The organism is Yoonia sp. SWMV100 (genome assembly GCF_056108365.1).
Genome location: NZ_JBWBAQ010000003.1, coordinates 655,332 through 682,313 on the forward strand (window position 1 = coordinate 655,332; position 26,982 = coordinate 682,313).

Consider the following 26,982-nt stretch of genomic DNA (forward strand, 5'->3'; position numbering starts at 1 on the left):
CGTTAGCTTATTTGCCACGCTTGTTTTCATCCAGATCTTCGAAGTCGGCATCAAGGATGTCGTCTTCGTCAGCGGCACGCGCTTCTGGTTCTGCATCGCCTGCTTCTTCCTGGCTGGCCTTGTAGATGGCTTCACCAAGCTTCATTGCCGATTCAGTCACGTTCTGGATGCCGGACTTGATCTTGTCAGGGTTGTCGCCTTCCAATTCGTCCTTCAGCGCTGCAATCGCAAGTTCAATTGCTTCGATCGTCGTCGGATCAACCTTATCGGCATGCTCTTCCATCGACTTTTCGGTCGAGTGGATCAGGCTTTCCGCTTGGTTTTTCGCTTCGATCAGCTCTTTACGGGCTTTATCGGCTTCGGCGTTTTCTTCCGCGTCACGGACCATTGCTTCGATGTCTGCGTCGGACAGACCACCGGAAGCTTGGATCGTGATCTTCTGCTCTTTTCCAGTGCCTTTGTCTTTCGCGCCGACTTCGACGATGCCGTTGGCGTCAATGTCAAAGGTGACTTCGATCTGCGGCATCCCGCGTGGCGCTGGTGGAATGTTTTCAAGGTTGAACTGGCCCAACATTTTGTTGTCGGCAGCCATTTCACGTTCCCCTTGAAACACGCGCAACGTCACGGCGTTTTGGTTGTCTTCGGCGGTCGAGAAGACCTGAGATTTCTTCGTTGGGATCGTTGTGTTGCGATCGATCAGGCGTGTGAACACACCGCCAAGCGTTTCGATACCCAACGACAGCGGGGTAACGTCAAGCAGAACAACGTCTTTAACGTCGCCTTGCAGAACACCCGCCTGAATTGCGGCACCCATCGCAACAACTTCATCCGGGTTCACGCCCTGATGCGGTTCTTTGCCGAAGAATTTGCTGACTTCTTCTTTGACCTTAGGCATCCGTGTCATACCACCGACCAACACGACTTCGTCGATGTCGGATGTGGACAGACCGGCGTCTTTCAACGCGGCCTGACAAGGCTTCATCGAAGCTTTGATCAGATCCCCAACAAGGCTTTCCAGCTTGGCACGTGTCAATTTCATAACCATGTGCAGCGGCTGACCATTCGCGCCCATCGAGATGAACGGCTGGTTGATTTCCGTGCTGGACGAAGACGACAGTTCGATCTTTGCTTTTTCTGCAGCTTCTTTCAGACGCTGCAACGCCATCTTATCTTTGGTCAGATCGACAGAGTTCTCTTTTTTGAACTCATCGGCCAGATAGTTTACGATCCGCATGTCAAAGTCTTCACCACCCAGGAACGTATCCCCGTTGGTGGATTTGACTTCGAACAGGCCGTCGTCGATTTCCAGAATGGTCACATCGAATGTACCGCCGCCAAGGTCATAGACCGCGATGGTTTTGGCATCTTTTTTATCAAGACCGTAAGCCAGCGCAGCCGCTGTCGGTTCGTTGATGATGCGAAGCACCTCAAGGCCAGCGATTTTACCGGCGTCTTTGGTGGCCTGACGCTGTGCATCGTTAAAGTACGCAGGAACCGTGATGACGGCCTGTGTCACTTCTTCGCCAAGGTAGCTTTCGGCGGTTTCTTTCATCTTGCCAAGGATGAAGGCAGAGATCTGGCTAGGCGAATATTTTTCACCTTTGGCTTCGACCCATGCGTCGCCGTTGCCGCCATTGACGATCTCAAATGGCATGTTCTTTTTCTCTTTGGCGAGGTCTTTGTCGTCAAACCGACGACCGATCAGACGCTTCACAGCAAAGATCGTGTTTTCGGGGTTGGTGACGGCCTGACGTTTGGCAGGCTGACCGACAAGACGTTCGTCGTCGGTAAATGCAACGATAGATGGCGTTGTGCGCGCACCCTCGGCGTTTTCAATCACACGTGGTTTAGAGCCATCCATGATGGCAATACAGGAGTTGGTCGTTCCCAGGTCGATACCAATAACTTTGGCCATTTCAAATCCCTCTACGCTAGGCGGTTTGAGTAGCGCGAACCCGTTTCGGCACCCGCGCCAGTTTCAGTCGTCTGATCAGGGGGAAGCCCCCAAACATTTGATCTAGGCGTATATAGGGGCGCGTAATCGGGCCTGCAACCGCAGTATCGCGAACAAATTTGCAAAAAACTTGAATCTTTTGGCGCAAGTGCGGTCTAAACCGCCAGTCACGAAGTCCGAACCTGCAACTGATTTCTTACTTACCTGCCGACCAACTCGCCGAGACATATTGACGGGTATAATATTCGCCCATCATTCCAATGAAAATCAGCACAATGGATACTTGCAGCGCGTAGTCGATGGATGTGACCCGCGGGGTATAATGCAAGAAAACAAAACCTTTATTCTGATCAATGATATGGAACAACGGGTTCCAAGAGAACAGTGCAATCATATTTGATGGCAGCGTGTTCACCAGAAACATCTTGCCAGACGCAATCATATTAGCGCGTCGATACAGATTTGAGGCGACAGTTGTGAATTTTGGAAACCATGGATTGAGGGCCGCAAAGATAAGGCCAACGCCCAGCCCCGAAAACCATGCTAAAATCAACATCCCCATCGCACCGATCGGGTTGTCGATCGTAATCGGTGTAAAGGCGAGGTGATAAATCCCCAAAATTACAATAATTGCGAAGACTTGTTTATACAGCGATGCCAACGCGGCTGAAGTGATTGAAATAATCGTGTTCATCGGTGCGTGCTGCATCATCGAACCAAGCGAGTTAGCCGCGCCTTGGGTGCTGCTCACGGCCTGAATATGCGTGCGGAACAGAAACACCCCTGACATCACGTAAAGCAGAAAATCGCCGCGGATCGGCGAGCTTTTCAGCCCGATAAGCAAATACATTGCCAAAAACATCGCGATCATCACCAGGCTTTGCACGATATTCAGCATGATACCGATAATGGCGTTGGTGTTACCGCCACGCACGCTGCGCACTGTGACGTAATAAATTACTTCGAGTGTGCTGAAAAAGCTTTGGGTTGTGTTAGCGTTCCTGCGAGTCTGGAGCATGATGTGCCTTTATGGCTATTTGTGGTTGCCAGAGTTCGGATCTGCTATGAAAGCCTTGCCGATAGGACAATGAGCACTCATAACCTCCGCAACGTAATTTTTCAATAAACAGGATAGCCAAGTATGAACTATGAGAAACTGACCCAGGAAATGCGCCGATTGGCGCTGTTGGCTGGCGATAAGATCATGGAGATATATGCCGCTGATGACTTTGACGTCCGCGCCAAAAGCGACCAAAGCCCCGTCACGGCCGCTGACGAAGCCGCAGACGCAATCATCAGCGCGGGGCTGCGGGCAGCGTTTCCTGATGTTCCGCTTGTGACGGAAGAGCAGTCAGCATCACATGGCCAGTCCGTCAGCACATTCCTGATCGTTGATCCCTTGGATGGCACGAAGGAATTTATCCAGCGTCGTGGCGATTTTACCGTCAATATCGCCTATGTACTTGATGGTGTGCCTGTGCGCGGTGTTGTTTACGCCCCGGCAAAAGGGCGCCTGTTCTACACGCAAGCCGACGGACAATCGGTCGAGGAGTTAGGCGATTTCGCGAAGGATAAAGTTGGCGAAACAGAGCCGATTTCTGTGTCGCGCCCGGACAATAACGCATTGCTTGTCGTCGCATCAAAATCGCACCGGGATCAGGCAACCGATGATTACATCAATAATTACAGCGTCAAAGACATGAAAAGCGCGGGGTCATCCCTAAAGTTTTGCTTGGTCGCGACCGGCGAGGCGGACCTATATCCGCGTCTTGGACGTACGATGGAATGGGACACAGCCGCGGGACATGCCGTGTTAACGGGTGCAGGCGGACAAGTCGTGCGTTTCGACAATCATAAGCCGCTGACCTACGGCAAGCCCGACTTTGCGAACCCATTCTTTATTGCGCTATCCCCCGACGTTGTATTGGAAAAAGTTTAGTGTCAGTTGTTATCATTATTCCCGCGCGCTACGCGTCAACGCGGTATCCGGGAAAACCACTGGTCACATTGCGTGGATCTGATGGAGAAGCGAAATCGCTCATTCGCCGGTCGTGGGATGCTGCGATGCAGGTTAACGGTGTGGACCGGATTGTTGTCGCAACCGATGACGAAAGAATTGCAGATGCTGCGCGTGCGTTTGGTGCAGAGGTTGTGATGACGTCGACCGGTTGTCAGAACGGGACCGAACGCTGTGCCGAAGCGTTGCGCAGTTTGGGTGATGACTATGAAATTGTCGTCAATTTGCAAGGCGATGCACCGCTGACACCGGCATGGTTTATCGAGGATCTTATCGCTGGCTTGCGCGCCCATCCTGACGCTGATGTTGCAACACCTGTTTTGCGCACTGAAGGGCGGGCGCTGAATGGTCTCCTCGAAGATCGTCGGGCTGGTCGTGTCGGTGGCACGACGGCTGTTTTCGGGGCTGACCACAACGCGCTATACTTTTCGAAAGAGGTTATTCCATATACCGGAAAAACCTACGCAGATGCCGATGAAACACCTGTGTTTCACCATGTCGGCGTCTATGCTTATCGGCCCACTGCATTGACTGCGTATGCCGAATGGCCCGCGGGCCCGCTTGAACAGCTGGAAGGATTGGAGCAATTGCGTTTCTTGGAACGCGGTACGCCCATGTTGTGCGTCGAGGTTGCTGCAAAAGGTCGCCAGTTTTGGGAACTGAACAACCCAGAAGACGTTCCGCGTATCGAGGCAATGCTGGCCGAGATGGGACAGCCTTAAACTTGTCTGAAACTTATGTCAGAACACGCTAAATATCTGCAGATGAAAGACTGAAAAATGACAAGAAAAGTGACCAAGGCGATTTTCCCTGTTGCGGGACTCGGCACCCGGTTCTTGCCTGCTACCAAATCCGTGCCCAAAGAAATCATGACTTTGGTCGATCGTCCTTTGATTCAATATGCGATCGACGAGGCCCGTGCGGCTGGGATTGAAGACTTTATTTTCGTGACCGCCCGTGGGAAATCCGCGCTTGAAGATTACTTTGACCATTCACCCGAACTGGAAAGTTCATTGCGTGATGCAGGTAAGACCGAATTACTAGACATTCTGCAAAGCACCAACATGGAAAGCGGTGCAATTGCTTATATTCGCCAGCACAAAGCTTTGGGTTTAGGCCATGCTGTTTCTTGTGCCAGCAAGCTGATTGGCGATGAACCTTTTGCGGTCATCCTGCCCGACGATGTTATCGCGGCAGAAAAACCGTGTTTGCAACAGATGGTTGAAGCCTACGAAGAAACCGGCGGTGCAATGGTCGCCGCGATGGAGGTCACGCCGGAACGAACCTCCGCTTATGGTGTACTGGATGTGGCTGGGCGGAACGATCGCATTTTGAACGTCCAAGGTATGGTCGAGAAACCGGCATTTGGGACTGCGCCGTCGAACTATGCGGTTATTGGTCGCTATATTCTGACCCCGAAAGTCATGCAAAACTTTGCAGAAATCGGACGTGGCGCTGGCGGCGAAATTCAGTTGACTGACGCCATCGCGCATGAACTGACCGCCGGGCGAGAGATCTTTGGCTACTTGTTTGACGGTGAACGGTTCGACTGTGGATCAAAAGCGGGCTTCTTACAGGCGACGGTTGCTTTTGCGCTTAGTCGTTCCGATCTTCGTGATGAACTTTCTTCGTTTTTGAGTCAGCTCAAACTGAACTCCTAAGGCAGGTTGGCTTGGCAGCACGAGATCTTTGGCTGACCTATCGTTTGCGCTGGAAACGACGCCGTATTCTATGGCGAATCTGGCGCAAACGGGGGCAAATCGCGAACCTAGTCGACCGCACAGATCTGATCCAACCCAACACGATTCTGGGCTTTGTGACGGTTCGCAATGAAATGCTGCGCCTTCCACATTTTTTGGAACATTATCGCAAGCTGGGGGTGGGGCATTTCCTGTTTGTCGACAATGACAGCAACGATGGCACCGTCGATTTTCTAAAGTCCCAGCCTGATGTGTCGCTTTGGCACAGCGCGCATAGCTATAAGTTGTCGCGCTTTGGTATGGATTGGCTGGGCTTGTTACAGTGGCGCTTTGGGCATGGACACTGGTGCCTGACTGTCGACGCGGATGAATTGCTAGTATATCCAAATTGCGACAGCCGTGACCTGCATGCGCTGACAACATACCTTGATGGCCAAAGCATTGCTGCCTTCGGGGCGCTCATGCTGGATCTCTACCCGAAAGGGTCTGTGACCGCGCCGTCGTTTCAACCTGGAGATAACCCGCTTTCCCTGCTGGAATGGTTCGACCCTACAGGTTACCGCGATCAAATTCATCCCGTTTTTGGGAATCATTGGATTCAGGGCGGGGTAAGGGACCGGGTGTTTTTCCCCGACGACCCAAGACGCGCCCCCACACTGAATAAAACACCGTTGGTCAAATGGCACTGGCGGCATGTTTACGTGACTTCAACCCACCACATGCTCCCGCGGAGACTGAACAACGTCTTTGACTGGCCCGATCGCAAGAAACTCACTGGTGCGCTGTTGCACACAAAATTCCTGCCCGATATTGCACAAAGATCAAAAGAAGAGATGGTGCGCCTTCAACATTTTGAAAATAGTGGTCTGTATGAACAGTACTATCAAAAATTGATAGCTGGCCCAGACCTTTGGTGTGATACGTCGCAGCGGTACGAGGCGTGGCACCAACTGCATGCGTTGGGGTTGCTGTCAGGCGGCAGCTGGGATGTTTAGTACGGTTTAGCCTTGTGGAGGGGTTTGAAGGGGTTGGGATTTTGGACGTCATATCGTCTTCGGCTAAAGCGTAAGCGACTACAGTTGCGTGCGCTGCACAAGCGTCGCGAATTGACCGTACAGCAGGACCGCACTGGCCAGATTAAGCCGGGTGACATTTTGCTATTTTGTGCGTGTCGTAACGAAGCTGTCCGATTGCCGTATTTCTTGCAATACTACCGGGATCTTGGGGTCCATCATTTTTTCTTTGTTGATAATGACAGTGATGATGATGGTGCAGCCTATCTTTCGCAACAGCCGGATGTATCGCTTTGGACAACGGGTGCACCCTACGGGCAGTCCCGATACGGCATGGATTGGTTAACCCACCTACAAGCAAAATATGCACACGATCATTGGGCGCTCACGGTCGATGTCGATGAATTCTTTGTTTATCCGTTTTGTGATACGCGCCCCATTGCAGCATTGGCAGATTGGTTGGATGCATCCGAGGTTCGTTCTTTTGGTGCAATGCTGCTGGATATGTACCCCAAGGGCAGGGTAAGCGCCCCGCTGTATCGTGCCGGGGAAAATCCGTTTTCGGTGCTGAATTGGTTTGATCCGGGCAACTATATCATTACGCGCAATCCGCTTTATCAAAATCTGTGGATTCAGGGTGGACCAAGAGCGCGGGCTTTCTTTGCGAACAAACCGAAACAGGCGCCAGCGCTGAACAAAATCCCCTTTGTGAAATGGCAACGCGGTTACGCCTATGTCAGTTCGACCCATATGGTGCTGCCGCGCGGCCTTAACTTAGTTTACGATCAAAGTGGTGGCGAAAAAACGTCCGGGATACTTCTCCATGCCAAATTTACGAATGCCTTTGGTCAACGTGCACCCGAGGAGGCAAGGCGCGGCGAACATTACGACGCTGCACGTGAATATAAGTTCTACGATCCAAATATCGATTTATGGTGTGAATGGAGCGAGCAATATATCAACTGGCGTCAACTTGATGAGTTGGGATTGATGTCAAAGGGAAACTGGGCATGACCGTAGGCGTCGTCATACTTGTGCATGATGACTTTGATCGTGCAGAACTTGTGATCCGTCTCTGGGTTGCAGGTGAATGTCCTGTGATCGTGCATGTTGACCGCAGTGTCGACGACCAGACTTTTGATGCATTTGTAAAATCCTTGGATGACCTTGATCATGTGCGTTTCAGTAAACGACACCGCTGTGCTTGGGGGACGTGGGGGTTGGTCGCGGCAACGCTGGATGCGGCAACGCTGTTGCTGCGCGACTTTTCAGCGGTTCGCCATGTCTATTTGGCGTCAGGATCCTGCCTTCCTTTGCGCCCGATCTCTGAGCTGCGCGCCTTTTTGGATGCAAGCCCGACCACCGACTTCATCGAAAGCGCAACGACCGCAGATGTGCCATGGACTGTTGGCGGTTTGGACCGAGAGCGCTTTACGCTAAGATTTCCGTTGTCTTGGAAAACGCACCGACGGCTATTTGATGGCTATGTCAGGTTGCAGCGCAGAATAGGTGTAAGCCGCCAGATACCGGAAGGTTTGGTGCCGCATATGGGATCGCAGTGGTGGTGCCTCACGCGGGACACCATCAGTGCGATTTTGAACGACCCGAGGCGGCCTATCTACGACAGGTATTTTAAACGTGTTTGGATACCTGATGAAAGCTATTTTCAGACGTTGTCGCGGCTGCATGGAAAAGAAATCCAAAGCAGATCACTGACCTTGGCCAAGTTCGACTATCATGGAAAACCACATATTTTTTACGACGACCATGCGGAAATTTTGCGTCGCTCAGGTAGCTTTGTAGCAAGAAAGATTTGGCGGGACGCGAATACACTTTACCAAAGTTTTCCGCGCGCATCCGATCCGGGCAGCCTGAATACCATACCCAATACAAATACGGTCGACCGTATTTTCGGCAAAGCGCGCGAGCGCAGGGCGCACGGACGTCCCGGACTTTATATGCAAAGCCGGTTCCCCAGTTCTACTCATGCAAACGGCATTTCAGCGGCACCCTATACCGTCGTGCAGGGGTTTGATGATGTCTTTCCCAACTTCTCAGGCTGGTTAGCGCAAGAAACACCTGCCCAAGTGCATGGTCATCTATTTGGACAAGATAAGGCCCATTTCTCTGGGGGCGCCGCGATTTATCGGGGCGGCTTAAGCGATGTGGCGCGTCTGCGCGATTACAACGCCGAGGGTTTTCTGAAGACGCTGATCTGGAACGGTCGGGAGAACCGACAGTGTTTTCAATTCGGGCCTGCTGACGCGCAACGCATCAGCGGTATGTTGACCCAGGACACGAATGCTCGCCTTTGGATTATCTCGGGGGCATGGGCTATTCCGCTTTTCATGTCGGGCCGCAGTGCCGCCGAAGTGCGCACGGAAGCTGGGCGATTGCAGCGCCGTGAACACCGTTTCTTGAAAAGCGTTACGAGCCCGCAGACACGCGCACGGGTGAGGTTGTATACTTTGGCCGAATTTCTTGAACAACCTTTGGATATTATGCAGGGACTTATTGATGAAATGGCTGGCCACCGCGCCCGAGAATTGACATCGTTGCCTGAAATGCACAATTTTGACGGTCTGCCGCGCTTTCTTCAGGAACTCAAGAATCACGGAATGCATCCGTTTTTGACCGGCGATTTGTCTGCCTTGCCCGCTGCGCAACCGGCACGCATCGCTGCACCAAAAACTTATGTGGCGACCCGCAAATGACGCGCTTTGATTACTTTGTCGTGTTGGCCGGCATGCGCACCGGGTCTAATTTCCTTGAGGCAAATATTAACGCGTTGCGCGGCGTGAAGAGTTTGGGAGAAGTATTCAATCCAGGTTTCCTTGGTTATCCCGGCATTGAAACGCTTCTGGGCATGACGTTAGATCAACGCGAAGCAGACCCGCGCGACATGATCGACCGTATCAAATCCGCGGACGAGCTTTGCGGTTTTCGGCTATTTAACGATCACGACCCGCGCGTTTTGGCGATATGTTTAGCTGACCCGCGCTGCGCGAAAATCGTGCTGACGCGTAATCCACTTGATAGCTACATTTCCCTTCAAATTGCCCAAGCGACCGGGCAATGGAAATTGACTAACGCGCCACACGCAAAATCCGTGCAGGTCGGCTTTGACGCTGATGTTTTTGCGGACCACCTTGAAACGACCCAGGCGTTCCACCTTCATATTCAAAACGCGCTGCAAGTTAGCGGACAAACCGCGTTCTATATTGGGTATGAAGATCTGAATGACCTTGCCGTTCTGAATGGGCTTGCCGCGTTTTTGGACACATCGTCGCGTTTGGATAGCATCGACAAAAAACTTAAAAAACAAAACCCGGAGCCGATGGAGCAAAGGGTCACCAACTTTGATCAAATGCAAGACGCGCTGAGCAAGCTTGATCCGTTTTCACTGGCGCGCACGCCCCATTTCGAACCACGTCGCGGGGCAGGTATTCCAACCTATATTGCGGCCAGCAACGCCAGACTTTTGTATATGCCGTTGCGGTCGGGGCCGGATTGGGCCGTCGTCAACTGGATGGCGGCGCTTGAAGGGGGGAAACCGCGCGACCTGCAACGCAAGTTTACCCAAAAAACGCTGCGTGATTGGCAGCAAACACGCGTTGGTCACCGTAGCTTTACTGTTCTGCGCCATCCGATCGCGCGGGCGCATGCGGCGTTCTGCGATCGCATACTCTCAAACGGTGCAGGCAGCTTTGCGGGTGTTCGGGCGTCTTTGCGCAAACAGTTTAAACTGCCAATCCCCGAAGAGGGGATAGGGTTGACGGGTCTTGCTGATTATGATGCCGGACAGCATCGGGATGCTTTTCTGGGGTTCTTGCGATTTTTGCGTGGCAATCTGGCGGGACAAACAAGTTTGCGCATTGATCCATCCTGGGCGGGTCAGCTGACCCTGCTGCAAGGAATGGCCGAATTCAATATTCCGGACATGATCCTGCGCGAAGACAGGCTGGCGCAAGATTTGCGGACACTCGCAGATCAGGTTGGCGTGAACGCGCCACCTGATTTGATACCTTCTGCCCATAATCAACACGGCGTTCTAGGTGCGATCTATGACAAGGCTATCGAAAACGCCGCCCGCGATGCATACGGGCGTGACTATGCTGCATTTGGGTTTGACGATTGGGCCTAGGCTGCCTGTGACGACTGGGCCTCTGTCAAAATCGTATGCAGGGTAGCCGGGTCGCTGTTCGCACGCAGTTTTGCGCAGATGGACGGGTCGCGCAAGGTGCGCGATACCAGTGCTAGCGCCTTCAGGTGGTCGACACCCGACGTCGCGGGCGCGATCAGGCAGAACACCAGATCAACGGGCTGGCGATCCACCGATTCAAAATTAAGCGGCTTTTCAAGTCGCAAGAAAATGCCCTGCACTTTGTCGACACCATTCATGCGCGCATGCGGCAAAGCGATCCCATGACCGACGCCCGTAGGACCAAGGCCCTCACGTTCGATGAGGGCCTCAATGACTTCGGTTGGGTTCAGGCCATAACTACTTTCGGCCAATTCACCAAGATCGTGGAACAGCCGTTTCTTGCTGGTGCAAGAAGAAATTGTCTTCACTGCATCTGACTTCAGAATATGTGCAAGTTGCATCGACCGTTTCTCTCACCAATTTCGCTAGGTTACCCCAGTGATTTTGGGTCAATCCAGCCAATATTTCCGTCGTCACGCCGGTAAACGACATTGATTCCGCTGTGTTTCTCGTTTCGGAAAACAAGTACGGGCGCACTCGCAATTTCCATCTGCATCACCGCTTCGCCGACTGATAACGATGGGATCTTGGTTTCCATCTCTGCGACGATCATTGCGTTTACTGTATCTTCGGCGGCCTCGTCTGACTCGTCTCTCGGTTCGAGGATATAGGACCCAGCATCAGAAAGTTCAACAGGCTGTGATCTACCGGCATGGTGGTCCTTTAGACGACGTTTGTATCGGCGTAGTTGTTTGTCCATTTTTTCGCCGCTGCTGTCGAACGCGGCATAAATTTCTGATGCGCGCCCAGAGGCTTGTGCCGTGAGCCCAGTTGACAGGTGCACAACGGATTCGCAGACATATTCGTGACCAGACTTGGAAAATACGACGTATGCTTCGGTCGGACGGCCAGCATATTTGGCTAAGATTTCGCCAAGCTCGGTTTTTACGTGAGTTTGCAGGGCTTCGCCAATGTCGATCTGCTTACCACTGATTTGATACCGCATCGTTTCTCCTATCTTATGGTTAAAGACACGCATTTTCGCGCTGCTATTGGCAGCGTAATTCCTAGGTGTCTAGTCGCTGGAAAACGATAACCCCTTGATTTCTTTTGGCTTATTTTGTTCGTCCGGTGCAATTGCCGGTTGAACAACGGGAAAGAAAGTCAGGTCTGTCATCCGTTACAGTTGGCGACGAATTGCGCCGAATGTCAACATTTCAGTCGTTAAAGCTGTCAAAGAATCAAATGGCGCGGAAACTATCGCCAAGATAGACCCTGCGGACGTTTTCGTCTGCGATCACTTCGGCGGTTGTCCCGCTCATCAATACGGTGCCGTCATGCAAAATATACGCCCGATCGACGATCTGAAGCGTTTCTTGTACGTTGTGGTCAGTGATCAGAACGCCAATTCCACGGTTTTTAAGATCGGCAACAAGGTGCCGTATTTCACCCACAGCAATCGGATCAACCCCGGCAAAAGGTTCGTCGAGCAGAACATATTTTGGCCCTGCAGCTAAGCACCTTGCGATTTCGACCCTGCGCCGTTCGCCGCCCGAAAGCGCCATGGACGAGGCACGGCGCAAGTGTTCGATTGAAAACTCTGACAAAAGCTCCTCGAGCCGTTCGCGCCGCCGGTGACGATCTTTTTCAGAAATTTCGAGTATCGACATGATGTTGTCTTCGACAGACATCCCACGAAAAATCGACATTTCCTGAGGCAGATACCCAATTCCCAACTGTGCGCGGCGATACATGGGCAAGGTCGTGACCTCGCGTCCGTCGATCATCACCTTGCCGCCCTCGGGGGTTACAAGGCCAGCAATTGCATAAAAGCAGGTGGTTTTTCCCGATCCATTCGGGCCCAACAGTGCGACCACTTCGCCTTGGCCCAGGTGAATGGACACGTCGCGTATCACAAGCCGCTTGCGATAGCTTTTGCGCAAGTTAACGATATGCAGACCCACATTCGGATCCTGCGTTGCGGTATCCATCAGTTGCCGCCTTGTTGCAGTACGGTGCGCACGCGCCCGTCCATTTGCGCCGAACCTGTCGCCACGTTAACCACCATACGTTGCGCAGAAATCGCACTCGCTCCTTGGGTCAGCAGGACATCGCCCGTCAGTGTCAGCAGCCCGGCGATTACGTCGTAATCGGCATTTTGCGCCTCGGCGGCTTCGTCTGCGGTCACAAATGTCACGCCACCCGATGCGATAAGACGGGAAATTTCGCTGGTATCGGCGGCATAAACCACTTCGACGCGTTCAGCGGATAACTTTAGGTCACCTTGGGCGACGATCACCGCGCCCGTGAAAACAGCAGTTCCAGTATCCTGTTCCACCGACAGGCTTTCTGCCGTGACCTCGATGGCGGATGACGTGTCAACTGTTACGCCGCCCAAATCAATATTGGTCTGCGCGTGTGCGACAGTGGTCAAACTTGCCAAAAGCGCGGAAATAATCACAAATTCTCTGAACAATTGTCTGGTTTCCTTGCCTTGGCCACATCTACTTTTGCGGATGGTATATCAGCTTGACGCCATTGGTGAACAGCATCTGTTGGTGCGTGTTGTCCCGCGACAGTTGAAAGGTAACTTTTCCGGCCGTCAGTTCGCCAAATGGTGCATGAATTTCAAGCACACCATCGGACGTGACCAGACCTGTGTCGAGTGCGGCAGTGAGCCCGTTGGTTTCCATTTGGTAACCTGTGGACGTTTCCAGACGCGCGAGACCAAGAAAATGCACGATCTTTTGTGGTCCATTCAGCGCGCCGTTGGTGGCGACTATTTCGATATGGCTTCCGTCGACGTTGTCCATTTGCATGCGGATTTCGTCGATTGAAACGATGCGCGGATCATCACCGCTTGGATAGGCGCTTCGGGCTGAAATGGCGACAATCGCGCCTTCGTTGGTCACACCTGAAAATTGCGGCGCTGTGAGCCGCTGTTCACGCGCAATTTCCGCTACTTCGGATAAATCGATATCGGAAGGCTGATTTTGACCGCGCGCGAACAAAAACAATGTAGAAAGCAAAGCCAGCGCACCGAGCGGCAAGGCGATTTTGGCTAGGTTAACAACTTGTGAATACAGATTATCACCGGCGCCCATCGTCAGATAACACCAGCGCGCAGGCAGTCGTGGATATGTAAAATCCCCGCAACTTTACCCTGACTGTCTGGGCTGATGGCAAACAAACAAGTGATTTTTCGGTCATTCATCACGGCAAGAGCCTCCGCGGCAAGCGTTTCGGGCGCTACCGTCTTTGGGTCCATGGTCATTACTTCGCCCGCAGTGTGGTCAAGCAGTTGGTCCATATGGCGCCGAAGGTCACCATCGGTGACAATGCCAATCAACCGTTCGTCGTCATCAATGACGCCAACCACACCGAACCCTTTTTGACTGATCGTAAGCAGGGTTTCGGACATTGGCGCATCGAATTTTACGATGGGCACACTTTCACCCAAGTGCATCAAATCGGACACTCTTGCGAGTTGCGCCCCTAATTTGCCACCCGGATGAAAGTCGCGAAAGTTTTCCGGGGTAAAATCGCGATGCTCCATCAACGCAACCGCAAGCGCATCACCAAGCGCAAGCGTCATTGTTGTTGATGTGGTTGGCACGACGCCCCGTCCACACGCCTCGCCCAGCTGAGGAAGAACGATGCTTACGTCCGCTTGTTGCAGCAATGTGCTCTCCGCGCGGCTTGCAACGCCGATCATCGGGATGCCGAACCGCCGGGTGTATGTGACCAAATCTGCCAGTTCCGGCGTTTCACCAGAGTTAGACAGGACCAACACAACATCGCCACTGGTCATCATACCCAGATCGCCATGGCTTGCCTCTGCTGGATGAACAAAATGCGCTGGCGTGCCGGTGCTTGCAAAGGTTGCCGCAATTTTACGGGCGATATGTCCGGATTTACCCATGCCGGATACAATCACGCGACCTTTCGCGTTCAACAAAAGCGCAACCGCCTCTGCAAATCCTTCACCCAGCCCGCGTGCGAGCTCTTGAAGTGCGAAGGCTTCGTCGGTGATAACGCGGCGTCCGACGTCCAATACTTTTTCTGAGTTTTCCATTAATGCGAAAAGATATCCATTTCAGGCCACCCCATAAGGTCCAGTTTTGCGCGGTTCGGTAGAAAATCGAAACAGGCTTGTGCGATGTCGGTGCGTCCCTCACGGGCGAGCATGACATCAAATGCGGATTTCAGTTGATGCAGGTAAATAACGTCAGACGCAGCATAGGTCAGTTGCGCGCCCGTTAGGGTTTTTGCACCCCAATCGCTTTGCTGTTGGTATTTGGAAATATCGATACCCAACATGTCGTGTAATAAAACCTTTAGCCCGTGCCGGTCCGTAAACGTGCGCACCAGCTTTGACGCTATTTTTGTACAGTAAACGGGCGCGGTTGTCGCACCAAAAGCGTGATATAGCGCAGCAATATCAAACCTACCATAATGGAATAGTTTAAGAACGTTCGGATTTTCCAACATGGCGCATAGATTTGGCGCCTCTTTTTGCCCTTTCGCGACCTGCACGAAATAGCAGTTCCCGTCCCCGCCCGACAACTGGACAAGGCACAATCGATCGCGATGTGGGTTCAGCCCCATCGTTTCGCAGTCAATTGCAACCATTGGCCCCAGGTCGAGCCCGTCAGGCAGGTCGTATTGATAGAGTTGGTTGGCCATGAGGCGTTCCTTCAAACCGTTCTCTATCAGATACGGCCTGCAACATGAATCCTCAAGCCCGGGTCACAAATTGCACCACGTCTGCACTGATGCTTTGTACCGGTCGTGCGTTCGCTTTTAGCCACTTGCCAAATTCCGCGGCTGGCATCGGTTTGGCATAGCCATAACCCTGACCAACAGCGCAGCCACGACTGTTCAAATGTTGCGCTTGGGCAGCTTCTTCGATCCCTTCAGCGATCACTTGCAGCCCCAGTTCACCTGCCATCGCAAGAATGGCCCGCACGATGCTGTCGGCGGCTGGGTCGGGTAAGGGTGCGACCAAAGAGCGATCGAGCTTAATGCCGTTCAGCGGCAGTTGCGTAAGTTTCGATAGCGACGCATACCCCGTGCCAAAATCGTCCAGCTCCAGGCTGATGCCACATTCCGACAGGCTGTCGATATTGATGGCGGCCATGTCATCCGACCCGTCGATCAGCGTTGTCTCGAGAACTTCGATGACCACCTGATTGGCATTCAAACCTGACTGGTGAAGTTCAAAAAGGAACCGTTCGATCAGGTGAGGGTCCGAAATCGTATCAGGAGCCGCATTCAGAGAAATGCGTGGATCCCATAGGTTTTCACGTTGCCACAGTACCGAATGGGCCATAGCTGTCCGCCAAACAGTGTGGTCAAGGTCAATCATCAGGCCGGCCCTCTCGGCCGCAGGTAGAAACCGATCAGGTGTCAGCATTCCCCGCGTCGGATGCCGCCATCTGGCCAACACCTCTGCCCCGTGAAGCTGCCCGTCTGAAAGTCTGATTTGCGGCTGAAACCATGGTTCGACTTCTCCGCGCTTGATTGCGTCGCCCAGCTCCATTTGCAGTGTCCGCAAACTTTCAAAATCGTCGCGTAGCGACTGTGTAAATTTTTGGGTTTGATGCCCCCCCGCGGTTTTCGCGGCTTTTAACGCGATTCCGGCATTGCCTACGGTGCTCGCAGGATCAAGGTCGTTCGAATCCACCTCGAGATACCCAATGCTCGCGCTGATCGTCAGGCGACGCCCCATAATTTCGAATGGGTCACTGAGCGATGCGCGCACGCGTCGGATCATTTCGACCGCCGGTTCGTCGGTGACGATGACAAATTCATCGCCACCAACACGTGCAACAAGGTTATGGTCGTCAATGCAGCATTTAAGGGTCTCGCCGACTGCGACAAGCAAGGCGTCGCCGTGATCGTGTCCGGCGGTATCGTTCATGGCCTTGAAGTTGTCCAAACCCAAAAACAAAACAGACAATCCGCGACTGTTTCCGTGTTTGTTCATCTGCGCCAGAAAGGCGAAAAGCCGCGCCCTGTTTGGCAGTCCTGTCAATTGGTCCTGATGGGACAGTTGCATCAGTTGCTGATTGGATCGGTTAAGAGCCTCGCGGTTCTCTTGAATCACCTTCGCCAGATGGCGCAATTTTTTGGTTGCCACCCGAAACGTCAGATGGATGGGGAAAAAGATAAATATCGCCTGCCCAAGCAAGCAGATCGTGGCCGCAATCAAGATGAAGCTTTGGGTTCTCGCAAATATACGCGTTTCTGCAGCGGCACTTTGCCTGATCATGTCCGCCGCATCCCGGAGCCCGTTCCGAAGACCATTATCGCGGTATAAAGTATTCATCTGCCCGACAACGTTGCGCAGCTGTGTCTGGGTTGCGGATTCGAGTCGCTGCGCGAGCGCAATGAAATCACGTATTTTAGCCTGCAAAGGGTCACGATTGCCAAAATATAGTTGCCGCTGGTTATCGGACCAAAAGGTATTTGATATCGTTCTACGGTAGCCGTTAGCGAACAGGAAAATCGCCTTACTGATATGCGCTGCATCCGTGACATCTTGGGTCGCCATATGTTCCGCAATCACCAAGATTTCCTGCGCATGCAACGCTTGTGACATCGCAATTTCAAGCGCGGCCTCAGCATCTGACCGGCGTGCCGCAGCTAGCCTATTGACGTTATGGGTTGACCCCAGCAAAGCCAAAATCACAGCAACCGCGACGCAGTACTGTATCCAGATACGTTCTGGGAATCGCCGACGGAGCAATTTTTTGGCGTATTTAAAAACTGTGCTTTCGGCGTTCATCACCCGATTCCCGATGTTTGGTCGTCTGCAAATTGCCCCTGATTGCTTAAGTTATCGTTAGGCACGAACCACCAATTTTGCCTTAAGTTTTCGTTAACCAGTTTCAGTCAGATTGTGAAAAGGGGAACTGGGGGTCGTCGATGTTGCGGACATGCTTCGGGATTTGTTGAACATCCACACTTGGCGCTGGTTGATCGTTGCCATTGGCGTTCAAGGGTGTGGTGTTGCGTATATTGCGCCGCAGGTTGATGCGGGTGACAGCCATGTCACATTACGACAACTGACGTTCGAGACGGTCGCATCTGCCAATCAGGCTGCCCATGCGCCGCACCAAATTCCACATGCGTTTTTTCAGTCAGTCGGTGCCACTACCGCATTGGGGACCATCGGCGACCTACCTGACGTGCGCGTGCCGCCCGGCCCCACTGTGCTGACGACGCGTATTCCGGACAGTACCGATCCCGGTCCTTATACGATTGGGGTGGGCGATGTTCTGATGTTGGCAACAAAGGTTGGCATACCGTCAGGCGATGGATTGCAGGCTGCGCAACACCAGCGCCAAACCTATACTGTCCAAGATGATGGAGCGATCGCTGTGCCAGAGGTGGGTCGTGTCCCCGTGACCGGCTTGACGCTCGCAGAAGCGGAAGGGCAAGTTTTTAGCAGCTTTGTTGCCGCGCGCATCGATCCCACCTTTAGTGTAGAGATTGCGGAATTTCATGCCTCGCAGGTCGCGCTGGGCGGTGCGGTTGCTTCGCCGATGATGATTCCAATCACGCTAACGCCGCTATATTTGGACGAAGCGGTCACGCGGGCAGGAGGGTTTTCCGCGCAAAATGGCGCAGAAACCTCGATCCGAATTTACCGCGACGGAAGCCTGTATCAGATTCCTCTTGGTCGCTATTTGGATGATCCGTCGCTGCAAAAGATACGGTTGGTGTCGGGCGATAGTGTATATGTGGACACGACTTACGAACTGGATCGCGCAAAAGACTATTTTGAACAGCGGATTGTCCTAAGCCAAGCGCGCCAGCAGGCAAAAGCACAGGCGTTGGCGGCGCTCTCGGCTGAAATCAACATACAGCGTGCGACGTTAGCAGATCAACGTGAGGCGTTTCAGGAACGCGTTGCCTTGGATGCGGTGCCGCGTGACTACGTGTACCTAACCGGTGAGGTCAGTGCGCCGGGACGGTTTGCGCTGCCGTTTGGACGCACAGCGTCCCTTGCTGATGCTTTGTACGCACAGGGGGGATTTTTGAGCCAAACTGGCAACCCCGCCCAGATCTATATTTTACGCGCCGATGGTCAGGGGGCCGTTACGGCATGGCAGTTAGATGCACGGAACATCGCGAACTTGGTGGTGGCAACACAGGTGGTCATGCAACCAAACGACATCGTTTTTATTGCTGAACAGCCGGTGACGCGTTGGAACCGTGTGGTGCAACAGATCGTACCATCGCTGATCACCAGCGGGGCAGGGTTGGCAACAGACTAAAGGCCAATCGCAATAATCGCGTCGACGGCTGTTGCTGTGCGAAGGATCATAATGTCGCCATCAGGGCTTTATGCAGTGCTGTAAATTCATCGCGGACCTGCGCCGGGGGGCGTAAGCGTATGGTTAAACGTTCAGTCAGCGCACTGTCTTGTTTGCCGAAAAATTTATTCGCTTCGGCCTCGGTGAAACCTGCGATCTGGACAGCCTCAAGCCACGCTGAAAGGTTATCGGCCTTTTTTATCTGGCGTTTTACATTTGCGGGGATCTGCGCGGGCAGGCCAAAGCGGATATGGATGGCCGTGGTTAATCGGGCATCTAACGCGCTGTAATCAGGGCCAACTGCCGCTTTTACCGGGCTGATCATATCGCCGATCACGTATTCCGGCGCATCGTGCAGCAGCGCCGCAAGCTGCCATTTCACCGGCGCGTTGGGCTGCTGCAGGGTGAAAATTTCGGTTACCAATAACGAATGTTCGGCCACAGAATAGGCAAAGTCGCCGCGCGTCTGTCCATTCCAGCGCGCGACAAACGCCAGCCCATGCGCGATGTCCGCGATTTCAATATCGACAGGTGTTGGGTCCAGCAGGTCAAGCCTGCGTCCGGAAAGCATCCGCTGCCAAGCCCGAGGTTGCTTCATGGTGATTCTGCCTTAATTGAATATTGAGCGATCTGGATAATACGTTGCTTTGGATTGTGGCAAGCCGCTTGGGGTGGTATCAGACCGCAACCTTCTTTGGAGAATAAATGATGTCACAAGACTATGTAGTCAAAAATATCGACTTGGCCGCCTTTGGCCGTAAAGAGCTGGATATTGCCGAAACCGAAATGCCCGGCCTGATGGCATTGCGCGCTGAATATGGTGCCAGCAAGCCATTGGCAGGTTCGCGGATTGTCGGGTCGCTGCATATGACAATCCAGACCGCGGTATTAATTGAAACGCTGGTTGCGCTGGGTGCCGATGTGCGCTGGGCCTCTTGTAACATCTTCTCGACACAAGACCACGCCGCTGCTGCGATTGCGGCTGGCGGCACGCCGGTATTTGCGGTCAAGGGGCAGACGCTGACCGAACATTGGGATTACCTGGATCGTTCGTTCCAGTTCCCTGACGGTGCGAACATGATCTTGGATGACGGTGGTGATGCCACACTTTATGTCCTGCTTGGCGCGCGCGCTGAAGCCGGCGAAGACGTTCTTGCTGTACCAACATCCGAAGAAGAAGAAGTTATCAAACTTCAGATCGCGAAACGGATGAAGCAGTCCCCCGGATGGTTCACTAAAACCCGCGACGCCATTAAGGGCGTGTCCGAGGAAACAACAACAGGCGTTCACCGCCTTTATGACCTGCACAAGAAGGGCCAGCTGCCTTTCCCTGCGATCAACGTGAACGACAGCGTGACGAAATCCAAGTTTGACAACAAATACGGTTGCAAGGAATCGCTGGTCGACGGGATCCGCCGCGCGACGGATACGATGATGGCCGGCAAGGTTGCGGTTGTTTGCGGTTACGGCGACGTTGGTAAAGGGTCCGCTGCATCGCTCAGCGGGGCTGGCGCACGTGTGAAAGTGACCGAAGTCGATCCAATTTGCGCCCTTCAGGCTGCGATGGACGGCTTTGAAGTTGTCGTGCTTGAGGATGTGCTGAATACCGCGGACATCTTTATCACCACAACCGGCAACAAGGATGTTATCCGGATCGAGCATATGCGCGAGATGAAGGATATGGCGATCGTCGGGAACATTGGCCATTTTGACAATGAAATCCAGGTTGCTGCACTGAAAAACCACAAGTGGACCAACATCAAAGAACAGGTCGACATGATTGAGATGCCATCTGGCAGCCGTCTGATCCTGCTTTCCGAAGGGCGCTTGCTAAACCTTGGCAACGCGACCGGACACCCATCGTTTGTCATGTCGGCGTCCTTTACAAACCAAGTTTTGGCGCAAATCGAACTTTGGACCAAAGGTGACGAGTACGCGCCCGGTGTGTTCATTCTGCCCAAGCATCTGGATGAAAAAGTAGCGCGTCTGCACCTTGATCGCATTGGCGTAAAGCTGACGCAGCTGCGCAAGGATCAGGCCGACTATATCGGTGTCACTGTTGATGGCCCGTTCAAGCCAGAGCATTACCGTTATTAATCGGTAATACGGCGCAGCATTCGCGACGCCGCATAGATGTCAAACGCGCACGCCTTCCAAAGCAAGGGGCGTGCGCGTATTTCGTTTCGCCGCGCGGTTGTGGCAAAAGATCGCCAACCTAGCCATTTTTTCTTTACGGATTGGGATTTGCCCCTTTAACGTGCCTCATAACGCGGCACACATCTGCGGCGTCTGCTTGCAAATCTAAACACCGGGGACAATCTTATGGGTAAAAGAGACGACTTGATCGCGAAATATGCTGATGATCTGAAAAACAAATGTGGCATGACGCCAGACATGGATCTGCTGACCAAAGTCACCATCGGCTGTGGTCCGGCGATTTATAATGCAGACGCGTCAACTGTTGCGGCCAGTCAACCAGCCGAGCTTGAAACTGTGAAGAACAACTTTCTGATCAAAAAGCTAGGGCTGAAAGACAGCGCTGAACTGATGACTGCTATCGATTCTGTGTTGAAAACCTATGGTCAATCAGAGCGTAACAAGTATCGCGCAGTAATTTATTATATGCTGACCAAGCATTTCGGCAAAGAGGCGGTTTATAGCTAACCTGCTGATAAATTTACAGTAATCGCCCGCCATCAGGTGGGCGGTTTGCATTTATGATAAATGCTTCGTGAAATTCATTTGCTGACGCATCCAATAATTCGATAAGCCTGATGCAGGACGAATATGGTCCGGTCCTAGATATTCATATGCGTGTGGTGGCTCGGGAGCACGCGGGGTGAAAAGAGGGTTCGGATTTTATCCGAGCCCTCTTTTTTCATAACAATGTTAGAACGGGGCCAATCAATACGCAGCCAAAGGTTGCGTAGCCGCCGTCAATCACCGCGAGCTTGATCGGTCGCATCGCACAATCCATCAAGCTGCCCTTGCGTAACGTGTGGGTCGACATTTCAAATTTGCCTAGGGCTTTGTGTCGCCCAAGGCACAGACGATTTCCCACTCGGTTTCAGTGACAGGTTGTACGGAAAGGCGTGCGCTTTTGACGAGGGCCATGTCGGATAACCGTGGGTCGTCTTTGATTTGTGCAAGACTGACTGGGGTCACAAACGGGCGTACCGCTTTGATGTCGACACAGTCCCAGCGCGCGTCATCCGTGGTGCTATCAGGATGGGATTCGGCGCTGACCTCGACAATACCCACGATTTCCAGTCCGGTCCGCGAATGGTAAAAGAACCCGCGATCACCGACTTTCATCGCACGCATGTTGTTGCGGGCCTGATAGTTTCGCACGCCATGCCATTCCTCGCCAACCTCGCCTTTGGCAACCTGCGCATCCCAGCCCCAAACGTCCGGTTCGGATTTGAAAAGCCAATAGGCCATCAGCCAATCACCTTTTTCCATGCCTGAATACGCACGTCACTGAACAGCCCGGCTTTGGCATAGGGGTCATTTGCCGCCCAATGCTGTGCAACAGCAAGGTCCGCGACGTCGAGAACGATCAGCGACCCACACATCTGCCCGTCTGCATTCAAAAATGGCCCCGCCATTTCAACCACGCCCGTGTCCGCAATATAGGCAAGGTGGGCATCGCGGTTGTCCAATCGCGTTTGCAGCGCATTGGGTTTGTCTGTTGTCATGATTGCAAAGCGCATTTATTCTTCCTTTAAAGGGCGCGATAGCAACGCATTGAGCGCGCGCGTCACGTCGGTTTTGTTTTCGGTCAAATCTGCGACGACCGTGCAGATCGGCATATCAATATTCAGATCATTGGCCAACTTGCGCACTGCACGTGCGGTGGCGGCCCCTTCGACCGTGGTGGCGCTGTCAAATTTTTCACCCCGACCTAACGCGAGGCCGTATCGGAAATTTCGCGACTGTTCGGATGTGCAGGTGAGCACTAAGTCTCCGAAACCTGATAGGCCGGACAGTGTTTCCGCCTGTCCACCCAATTCGGTCGCAAGGCGCTGCATTTCTGGAAACCCGCGTGTGATCAGGGCCGCGCGCGCGCTTTCGCCGAGCCCCGCGCCAATTGCCACCCCAGAGGCAATCGCCATCACGTTTTTCAATGCACCACCCAGCTCCGCGCCGATTGTATCTGTGGTCCGATATAGCCGTAGAGATGTCGTCGACAGGGCGGTTTGCAGGATCGCCCCTTGTGCGTCATCGGCGCAGGCAATTGTCAGCGCAGTCGGCAGTCCGCGCGCGATATCGGCGGCAAAACTTGGTCCAGTCAGCATCGCGGCGACTGCACCCGGAATAAGATCGCGAATGGTGCTGGCTGGGCCGGTCATCCGGGTCAGGTCGATGCCCTTACAGCAGGCGACAAGAACTTTGCCATCCAATGCGTCAGCATGTGTCGTCAGAAAGTCTGGCAAGGTCTGCGCAGGAATTGCCAATAGAATGGTGTCGCAGTCAAAAAGAGGCTCTAACATGGCAGAAAACACCATATTGTCAGGCAATGCGACGCCGGGAAGTTTGGGGTTGGTCCGGCTCTTTTGCATATGCGCGACGGCATCCGCATTGCGCGCCCACAGCAAAATGTCGTTTCCGTCACGCGCTAAGGCGACACCCAAAGCTGTTCCAAATGCACCGCCACCTGCGATCCCAATTTTCATGCCTTGGCCCCCTTTTTCCCCGATCCGAGCATGGGCGCGGCCTGTTGGTCAAGTGGCCATCGCGGACGTGCGGAAAGGGTGAGGTCGTCGCGTTGCCCCGATTGCATCATTTCGATCCCCGCATAGGCAATCATCGCCGCGTTGTCCGTGCAAAGACTTAGCGGTGGCGCGACAAAATCAGTGTCTAATCCAGCGCAAAGCCGCATTAATCCGTTCCGGATCGTCCCGTTCGCCGCGACACCACCGGCAATCGCAAAACTGCGTTTGGCGGGGTTCATACGCAAGTAAACCTGCATCGCGCGACGGGTTTTTCCGATCAATACATCCGTCACAGCAGCCTGAAATCCTGCAGAAAGATCAGCCTGATCTTGGGCGGTAAGCCCCCCCTTTTCCGCGACAACACGATCGCGGGCGCGCAGGATTGCAGTTTTCAGACCAGAAAACGACATATCGCAGCCGTCTTGGTTCAACAAAGGTCGCGGGAGGTTAAATCGCTTTGCGTCGCCGGATTTGGCGGCCTGTTCCACCGATGGCCCGCCCGGCTGTGATAACCCCAAAATGCGCGCTGTTTTATCAAATGCCTCACCAGGAGCGTCGTCAATCGTACCTCCGATGCGCTGATAAAGATCGTGGGCTTTAACAATCAGAAACTGGCAATGTCCGCCTGATACAAGCAGCATCAAATAAGGGTAGGCAATCTGATCAGTAAGGCGTGGTGTCAGGGCGTGACCTGCAAGATGATTAACCCCGATCAGTGGTAAACCCGTTGCAGCGGCAATTCCCTTGGCGCACATCACGCCCGACAGCACCCCGCCTATCAGCCCGGGCCCTGCGGTGACCGCAATCCCGTCAAGTTCGCGCAGATCAACATCTGCTTTTGTCAGGGCTTCTTCGATGCAATAATCAAGCTTTTCGGCATGTGCCCGCGCGGCAATCTCGGGGACGACACCACCAAACTCTGCGTGCAACGCGGTTTGTCCATATACAACCGAAGACAGGACGTCGGTGCCACGTACAACGGCCGCTGCCGTATCGTCGCAGCTGCTTTCAATGCCGAGAAGGGTCAGTGTCATGCGAAGTCCCGGTTGTGTGTTTGTACGAGGCAGTTAACACTGGACCAGCGTCCAAACAATGGTGAGCAGATGAACCTAAGCATGATCGTGACAAGACCAGAACCCAAGGGCGCTGCATTCGCCTCGGGTTTGCGGCCCTATTTGTCAGATGTGAAGGTGATGCTATCGCCCGCGTTCGATATTGTGCCAACATCGGTATCTACCGACCTTGGCAAGATTGAGGGCGTTGTATTCACGTCGGCGCATGGCGTTGGCGCGGTCGACCTTCCCGTTGGTTTACGCGCATGGTGTGTCGGCGAAAAAACTGCTGCGGCGGCAGTTGCGGCCGGTTTTGATGTTGTGGTTGGCCCGGGCGACGCCGCGGGATTGGTGGACGTGATAGGCAGACAATCACGCCGCGGCCATTTGGCACATATACGTGGTAAACATACCCGTGGCGAAGTTGCTGAAACATTGAGTAGGATGGGTATATCTTGCTTGGATATTGTCGCCTATGATCAGCGTCGACGCGATATTACATCAGACGCGTTGGCCGTGTTAAAAGGGGAAAATCCCGTGGTCTTGCCCCTGTTTTCGCCGCGAACTGCCGCCATATTAGCATCTCAGGGGCCATTTACGGCGCCTCTACACCTTGTGGTCATGAGCGATGCTGTAAAACGGGCAGCCGCAGGGTTAAGTGCTGAAACGGTAATTGTTGCTGCGCAACCCAACGAAAAAGCGATGCAGGACGCAACCGTTACATGTGTTGGTGCGTTAGCTCAAAAGCGCAACGGTTGAGGCTCGGCGTTTGCCGAGATAGAGTAAGTGGAGCAGTGGCAGATTCTGCGTGTGCTTCCGTGGAAAGGGAATGAACGTGGTAAAACCGCCGGCCAAACGCCCCGTAGAGGCGCAGATCAAGAGCGAACCTGCAACCGACAGGGTGACTTTGGTGGACGCAATCCCGGCTGAAGTGCATGAGGCGCCAGCGGCGAAAACGGTCGCATCGGCACCGCGACCTTCGGCCCCCCAACAGCAGAAGCCCACGGTTGCACCGCAGCCGCAGCCGGACGATCAGAAACGCAAAAGCGCTGGATTTTTGCCGTTGGTTCTGGGCGGTATCGTGGCTGGGGCAATCGGGTACGGCGTATCGACGCTGACCAATCCCGCGGTTGACAGTACGATTGCCAATCAGGTTGCGATGCAAGCGACCGCCATCGAAGCGTTAAAGCAGCAGATTGCATCCGCTTCGCAGATAGATTTGTCAGCGATCGAGGCGACGCAAGCCGATCTTGGTACAAAAATCGCTGCGATTGAAGCAGACCTTGTTACCCGTATCGCGGGCGTAGAAGAACGCACCGCCGTTCTCGAACAATTGCCGCGTAGTGCAGGTGGTGCATTTTCCCAATCTACTGCGGCGTTTGAAGAAGAAATAGATGCGTTGCGTAGCCAAATGTCAGAGATGACAGACGCCGCGCAAACACAGCTTGATGCGGCACGAGCCGAAGCCAAAGCCATCGAAGAAAACGCCGCCGCCGCCGCACAAAATGCGACCCTGCGGGCGGCAATCGCACGTGTACAATCATCGCTGGAAACGGGCGGGCCCATCGGCGCGGCGTTGGGTGATCTTGAAACGGCGATGGAGACGCGCGCACCAGCCGCATTGCTTGCTGTGCAAGACGGGGTCGCGACGATGGACAATCTGCGCGCGACGTTTCCTGACGCAGCCCGTGCGGCGCTTTCTGCGGCAAGGGATGCGGGCGCGTCCGGCGAAGAGACCGGGGGATTTCGCGCATTTTTGCGTGATCAGTTTGATGTAAGGTCCACGGCCCCACGCGAAGGTAGCGACGCAGATGCGATTTTATCACGTGCCGCAGCCGCATTGGACGCGGGACGATTGACGGATGCCCTGGCAGAGATCGGCGCGCTACCCGAGGTGTCGCGCGCGGCATTGTCAGGCTGGCTGTCAAAAGCCGAGGCGCGCGCGGCAGCGATCGCTGCAGCTGATACGCTTTCTTCCAACCTTAGTGACAATTAGAGGCGAC

Annotated in this window: 29 protein-coding genes; 13 read left to right on the forward strand and 16 right to left on the reverse strand. The window is 53.6% G+C overall.

The features are described 5' to 3' along the window. Nucleotides 1-7: 7 nt before the first annotated feature. Nucleotides 8-1,915 carry a molecular chaperone DnaK gene (gene dnaK / locus ACXJGX_RS08020; RefSeq protein ID WP_474780372.1) on the reverse strand — a complete coding sequence of 636 codons (1,908 nt, stop codon included), beginning with the start codon at nt 1,913-1,915 and terminating at the stop codon, nt 8-10. Between the two features lie 235 nt (nt 1,916-2,150). After that, a complete protein-coding gene (locus ACXJGX_RS08025; RefSeq protein WP_474780374.1) occupies nt 2,151-2,972 on the reverse strand; it encodes an ABC transporter permease in 822 nt (273 codons plus the stop codon). 123 nt (nt 2,973-3,095) lie between these two features. On the opposite strand from ACXJGX_RS08025, the gene cysQ reads away from it, so the two are divergent. From cysQ to ACXJGX_RS08060, 7 genes are read left to right on the forward strand one after another with little or no spacing between them, the layout of a single operon-like run. Then, a complete protein-coding gene (gene cysQ / locus ACXJGX_RS08030) occupies nt 3,096-3,893 on the forward strand; it encodes a 3'(2'),5'-bisphosphate nucleotidase CysQ (protein WP_474780376.1) in 798 nt (265 codons plus the stop codon). Then, nucleotides 3,893-4,693 carry a 3-deoxy-manno-octulosonate cytidylyltransferase gene (gene kdsB / locus ACXJGX_RS08035; RefSeq protein ID WP_474780378.1) on the forward strand — a complete coding sequence of 267 codons (801 nt, stop codon included), beginning with the start codon at nt 3,893-3,895 and terminating at the stop codon, nt 4,691-4,693. The genes cysQ and kdsB overlap by 1 nt, the downstream gene beginning before the upstream one ends. A 57-nt stretch (nt 4,694-4,750) precedes the next feature. Beyond that, nucleotides 4,751-5,632, forward strand: a complete 882-nt coding sequence (galU, locus tag ACXJGX_RS08040) for a UTP--glucose-1-phosphate uridylyltransferase GalU (RefSeq protein WP_474780380.1) — start codon at nt 4,751-4,753, stop codon at nt 5,630-5,632. Between the two features lie 11 nt (nt 5,633-5,643). Next, entirely contained in the window at nt 5,644-6,666 is a 1,023-nt protein-coding gene (locus tag ACXJGX_RS08045; RefSeq protein ID WP_474780382.1) for a glycosyltransferase family 2 protein, read from the forward strand. A 33-nt stretch (nt 6,667-6,699) separates the two neighbouring features. Next, nucleotides 6,700-7,698 carry a glycosyltransferase family 2 protein gene (locus ACXJGX_RS08050; RefSeq protein WP_474780384.1) on the forward strand — a complete coding sequence of 333 codons (999 nt, stop codon included), beginning with the start codon at nt 6,700-6,702 and terminating at the stop codon, nt 7,696-7,698. Beyond that, complete coding sequence (locus ACXJGX_RS08055) at nt 7,695-9,398, forward strand: DUF5927 domain-containing protein (RefSeq protein ID WP_474780386.1); 1,704 nt, start codon at nt 7,695-7,697, stop codon at nt 9,396-9,398. The genes ACXJGX_RS08050 and ACXJGX_RS08055 overlap by 4 nt, the downstream gene beginning before the upstream one ends. Further along, a complete protein-coding gene (locus ACXJGX_RS08060) occupies nt 9,395-10,828 on the forward strand; it encodes a sulfotransferase domain-containing protein (protein WP_474780388.1) in 1,434 nt (477 codons plus the stop codon). Before ACXJGX_RS08055 ends, ACXJGX_RS08060 begins: the two co-directional genes overlap by 4 nt. Here the strand turns inward: ACXJGX_RS08060 and ACXJGX_RS08065 are convergent. The 8 genes from ACXJGX_RS08065 to ACXJGX_RS08100 all read right to left on the reverse strand — a co-directional run bounded on the left by ACXJGX_RS08065 (nt 10,825) and on the right by ACXJGX_RS08100 (nt 16,886). Continuing rightward, nucleotides 10,825-11,289: a PTS sugar transporter subunit IIA gene (locus tag ACXJGX_RS08065; protein ID WP_474780390.1), complete on the reverse strand. Its 465-nt coding sequence runs from the start codon at nt 11,287-11,289 to the stop codon at nt 10,825-10,827. The two genes, ACXJGX_RS08060 and ACXJGX_RS08065, sit on opposite strands and share 4 nt — an antisense overlap. Before the next feature lie 29 nt (nt 11,290-11,318). Beyond that, nucleotides 11,319-11,894 carry a ribosome hibernation-promoting factor, HPF/YfiA family gene (gene hpf, locus ACXJGX_RS08070; protein ID WP_474780391.1) on the reverse strand — a complete coding sequence of 192 codons (576 nt, stop codon included), beginning with the start codon at nt 11,892-11,894 and terminating at the stop codon, nt 11,319-11,321. A 235-nt stretch (nt 11,895-12,129) separates the two neighbouring features. After that, a complete protein-coding gene (gene lptB / locus ACXJGX_RS08075) occupies nt 12,130-12,879 on the reverse strand; it encodes an LPS export ABC transporter ATP-binding protein (protein WP_474780392.1) in 750 nt (249 codons plus the stop codon). Continuing rightward, nucleotides 12,879-13,364, reverse strand: coding sequence for an LptA/OstA family protein (locus ACXJGX_RS08080; RefSeq protein WP_474780394.1), 486 nt, complete (start codon nt 13,362-13,364; stop codon nt 12,879-12,881). Before ACXJGX_RS08080 ends, lptB begins: the two co-directional genes overlap by 1 nt. Nucleotides 13,365-13,392: 28 nt before the next feature. Then, nucleotides 13,393-13,917 (reverse strand): hypothetical protein, encoded by a 525-nt coding sequence (locus ACXJGX_RS08085; RefSeq protein WP_474780396.1) that lies wholly within the window; start codon nt 13,915-13,917, stop codon nt 13,393-13,395. 77 nt (nt 13,918-13,994) lie between these two features. Beyond that, on the reverse strand, nt 13,995-14,963 hold the full coding sequence (locus tag ACXJGX_RS08090; protein ID WP_474780398.1) for a KpsF/GutQ family sugar-phosphate isomerase: 969 nt from the start codon (nt 14,961-14,963) through the stop codon (nt 13,995-13,997). Continuing rightward, complete coding sequence (locus ACXJGX_RS08095) at nt 14,963-15,574, reverse strand: ribonuclease H-like domain-containing protein (RefSeq protein ID WP_474780400.1); 612 nt, start codon at nt 15,572-15,574, stop codon at nt 14,963-14,965. The genes ACXJGX_RS08090 and ACXJGX_RS08095 overlap by 1 nt, the downstream gene beginning before the upstream one ends. A 52-nt stretch (nt 15,575-15,626) precedes the next feature. Beyond that, nucleotides 15,627-16,886, reverse strand: a complete 1,260-nt coding sequence (locus tag ACXJGX_RS08100) for a putative bifunctional diguanylate cyclase/phosphodiesterase (RefSeq protein ID WP_474780784.1) — start codon at nt 16,884-16,886, stop codon at nt 15,627-15,629. Between ACXJGX_RS08100 and ACXJGX_RS08105 the strand changes: the two genes are divergently transcribed. After that, nucleotides 16,785-17,210, forward strand: a complete 426-nt coding sequence (locus ACXJGX_RS08105) for a hypothetical protein (protein ID WP_474780799.1) — start codon at nt 16,785-16,787, stop codon at nt 17,208-17,210. The two genes, ACXJGX_RS08100 and ACXJGX_RS08105, sit on opposite strands and share 102 nt — an antisense overlap. A 619-nt stretch (nt 17,211-17,829) precedes the next feature. Next, nucleotides 17,830-19,173, forward strand: a complete 1,344-nt coding sequence (locus ACXJGX_RS08110; RefSeq protein WP_474780402.1) for a polysaccharide biosynthesis/export family protein — start codon at nt 17,830-17,832, stop codon at nt 19,171-19,173. A 46-nt stretch (nt 19,174-19,219) separates the two neighbouring features. On the opposite strand, the gene ACXJGX_RS08115 is transcribed toward ACXJGX_RS08110, so the two are convergent. Next, on the reverse strand, nt 19,220-19,810 hold the full coding sequence (locus tag ACXJGX_RS08115; RefSeq protein ID WP_474780404.1) for a hypothetical protein: 591 nt from the start codon (nt 19,808-19,810) through the stop codon (nt 19,220-19,222). A gap of 110 nt (nt 19,811-19,920) precedes the next feature. On the opposite strand from ACXJGX_RS08115, the gene ahcY reads away from it, so the two are divergent. Continuing rightward, nucleotides 19,921-21,309, forward strand: coding sequence for an adenosylhomocysteinase (ahcY, locus tag ACXJGX_RS08120; protein ID WP_474780786.1), 1,389 nt, complete (start codon nt 19,921-19,923; stop codon nt 21,307-21,309). A gap of 225 nt (nt 21,310-21,534) precedes the next feature. Next, on the forward strand, nt 21,535-21,876 hold the full coding sequence (locus ACXJGX_RS08125; protein ID WP_474780406.1) for a DUF2853 family protein: 342 nt from the start codon (nt 21,535-21,537) through the stop codon (nt 21,874-21,876). Nucleotides 21,877-22,090: 214 nt separating this feature from the next. On the opposite strand, the gene ACXJGX_RS08130 is transcribed toward ACXJGX_RS08125, so the two are convergent. From ACXJGX_RS08130 to tsaD, 5 genes are read right to left on the reverse strand one after another with little or no spacing between them, the layout of a single operon-like run. Further along, the gene (locus tag ACXJGX_RS08130) at nt 22,091-22,222 is read right to left on the reverse strand and encodes a hypothetical protein (protein ID WP_474780408.1); all 132 of its coding nucleotides are present in this window, start codon (nt 22,220-22,222) and stop codon (nt 22,091-22,093) included. 11 nt (nt 22,223-22,233) lie between these two features. Beyond that, a complete protein-coding gene (locus tag ACXJGX_RS08135) occupies nt 22,234-22,653 on the reverse strand; it encodes an EVE domain-containing protein (RefSeq protein ID WP_474780410.1) in 420 nt (139 codons plus the stop codon). After that, entirely contained in the window at nt 22,653-22,925 is a 273-nt protein-coding gene (locus ACXJGX_RS08140) for a YciI family protein (protein ID WP_474780412.1), read from the reverse strand. Before ACXJGX_RS08140 ends, ACXJGX_RS08135 begins: the two co-directional genes overlap by 1 nt. After that, nucleotides 22,926-23,888 carry an NAD(P)H-dependent glycerol-3-phosphate dehydrogenase gene (locus ACXJGX_RS08145; protein WP_474780414.1) on the reverse strand — a complete coding sequence of 321 codons (963 nt, stop codon included), beginning with the start codon at nt 23,886-23,888 and terminating at the stop codon, nt 22,926-22,928. It lies immediately after the preceding gene. Continuing rightward, a complete protein-coding gene (gene tsaD, locus ACXJGX_RS08150; RefSeq protein ID WP_474780416.1) occupies nt 23,885-24,961 on the reverse strand; it encodes a tRNA (adenosine(37)-N6)-threonylcarbamoyltransferase complex transferase subunit TsaD in 1,077 nt (358 codons plus the stop codon). Before tsaD ends, ACXJGX_RS08145 begins: the two co-directional genes overlap by 4 nt. An 81-nt stretch (nt 24,962-25,042) precedes the next feature. On the opposite strand from tsaD, the gene ACXJGX_RS08155 reads away from it, so the two are divergent. Beyond that, nucleotides 25,043-25,738: a uroporphyrinogen-III synthase gene (locus ACXJGX_RS08155; protein ID WP_474780418.1), complete on the forward strand. Its 696-nt coding sequence runs from the start codon at nt 25,043-25,045 to the stop codon at nt 25,736-25,738. 70 nt (nt 25,739-25,808) lie between these two features. Beyond that, the gene (locus tag ACXJGX_RS08160) at nt 25,809-26,975 is read left to right on the forward strand and encodes a COG4223 family protein (protein WP_474780420.1); all 1,167 of its coding nucleotides are present in this window, start codon (nt 25,809-25,811) and stop codon (nt 26,973-26,975) included. The last annotated feature ends 7 nt before the right edge of the window (nt 26,976-26,982 follow it).

Excerpts from the sequence above, each read along its gene's own strand:
- ACXJGX_RS08115 (WP_474780404.1), bottom strand. The coding sequence starts at position 19,810 with ATGAAGCAACCTCGGGCTTGGCAGCGGATGCTTTCCGGACGCAGGCTT.
- ACXJGX_RS08135 (WP_474780410.1), bottom strand. The coding sequence starts at position 22,653 with ATGGCCTATTGGCTTTTCAAATCCGAACCGGACGTTTGGGGCTGGGAT.
- ACXJGX_RS08060 (WP_474780388.1), top strand. The coding sequence starts at position 9,395 with ATGACGCGCTTTGATTACTTTGTCGTGTTGGCCGGCATGCGCACCGGG.
- cysQ (WP_474780376.1), top strand. The coding sequence starts at position 3,096 with ATGAACTATGAGAAACTGACCCAGGAAATGCGCCGATTGGCGCTGTTG.
- ACXJGX_RS08055 (WP_474780386.1), top strand. The coding sequence starts at position 7,695 with ATGACCGTAGGCGTCGTCATACTTGTGCATGATGACTTTGATCGTGCA.
- lptB (WP_474780392.1), bottom strand. The coding sequence starts at position 12,879 with ATGGATACCGCAACGCAGGATCCGAATGTGGGTCTGCATATCGTTAAC.
- ACXJGX_RS08125 (WP_474780406.1), top strand. The coding sequence starts at position 21,535 with ATGGGTAAAAGAGACGACTTGATCGCGAAATATGCTGATGATCTGAAA.
- ACXJGX_RS08025 (WP_474780374.1), bottom strand. The coding sequence starts at position 2,972 with ATGCTCCAGACTCGCAGGAACGCTAACACAACCCAAAGCTTTTTCAGC.
- ACXJGX_RS08160 (WP_474780420.1), top strand. The coding sequence starts at position 25,809 with ATGAACGTGGTAAAACCGCCGGCCAAACGCCCCGTAGAGGCGCAGATC.
- ACXJGX_RS08155 (WP_474780418.1), top strand. The coding sequence starts at position 25,043 with ATGATCGTGACAAGACCAGAACCCAAGGGCGCTGCATTCGCCTCGGGT.
- ahcY (WP_474780786.1), top strand. The coding sequence starts at position 19,921 with ATGTCACAAGACTATGTAGTCAAAAATATCGACTTGGCCGCCTTTGGC.
- ACXJGX_RS08110 (WP_474780402.1), top strand. The coding sequence starts at position 17,830 with ATGCTTCGGGATTTGTTGAACATCCACACTTGGCGCTGGTTGATCGTT.
- ACXJGX_RS08130 (WP_474780408.1), bottom strand. The coding sequence starts at position 22,222 with ATGTCGACCCACACGTTACGCAAGGGCAGCTTGATGGATTGTGCGATG.
- ACXJGX_RS08090 (WP_474780398.1), bottom strand. The coding sequence starts at position 14,963 with ATGGAAAACTCAGAAAAAGTATTGGACGTCGGACGCCGCGTTATCACC.
- ACXJGX_RS08065 (WP_474780390.1), bottom strand. The coding sequence starts at position 11,289 with ATGCAACTTGCACATATTCTGAAGTCAGATGCAGTGAAGACAATTTCT.
- tsaD (WP_474780416.1), bottom strand. The coding sequence starts at position 24,961 with ATGACACTGACCCTTCTCGGCATTGAAAGCAGCTGCGACGATACGGCA.
- ACXJGX_RS08145 (WP_474780414.1), bottom strand. The coding sequence starts at position 23,888 with ATGAAAATTGGGATCGCAGGTGGCGGTGCATTTGGAACAGCTTTGGGT.
- hpf (WP_474780391.1), bottom strand. The coding sequence starts at position 11,894 with ATGCGGTATCAAATCAGTGGTAAGCAGATCGACATTGGCGAAGCCCTG.
- ACXJGX_RS08095 (WP_474780400.1), bottom strand. The coding sequence starts at position 15,574 with ATGGCCAACCAACTCTATCAATACGACCTGCCTGACGGGCTCGACCTG.
- dnaK (WP_474780372.1), bottom strand. The coding sequence starts at position 1,915 with ATGGCCAAAGTTATTGGTATCGACCTGGGAACGACCAACTCCTGTATT.
- ACXJGX_RS08140 (WP_474780412.1), bottom strand. The coding sequence starts at position 22,925 with ATGCGCTTTGCAATCATGACAACAGACAAACCCAATGCGCTGCAAACG.
- galU (WP_474780380.1), top strand. The coding sequence starts at position 4,751 with ATGACAAGAAAAGTGACCAAGGCGATTTTCCCTGTTGCGGGACTCGGC.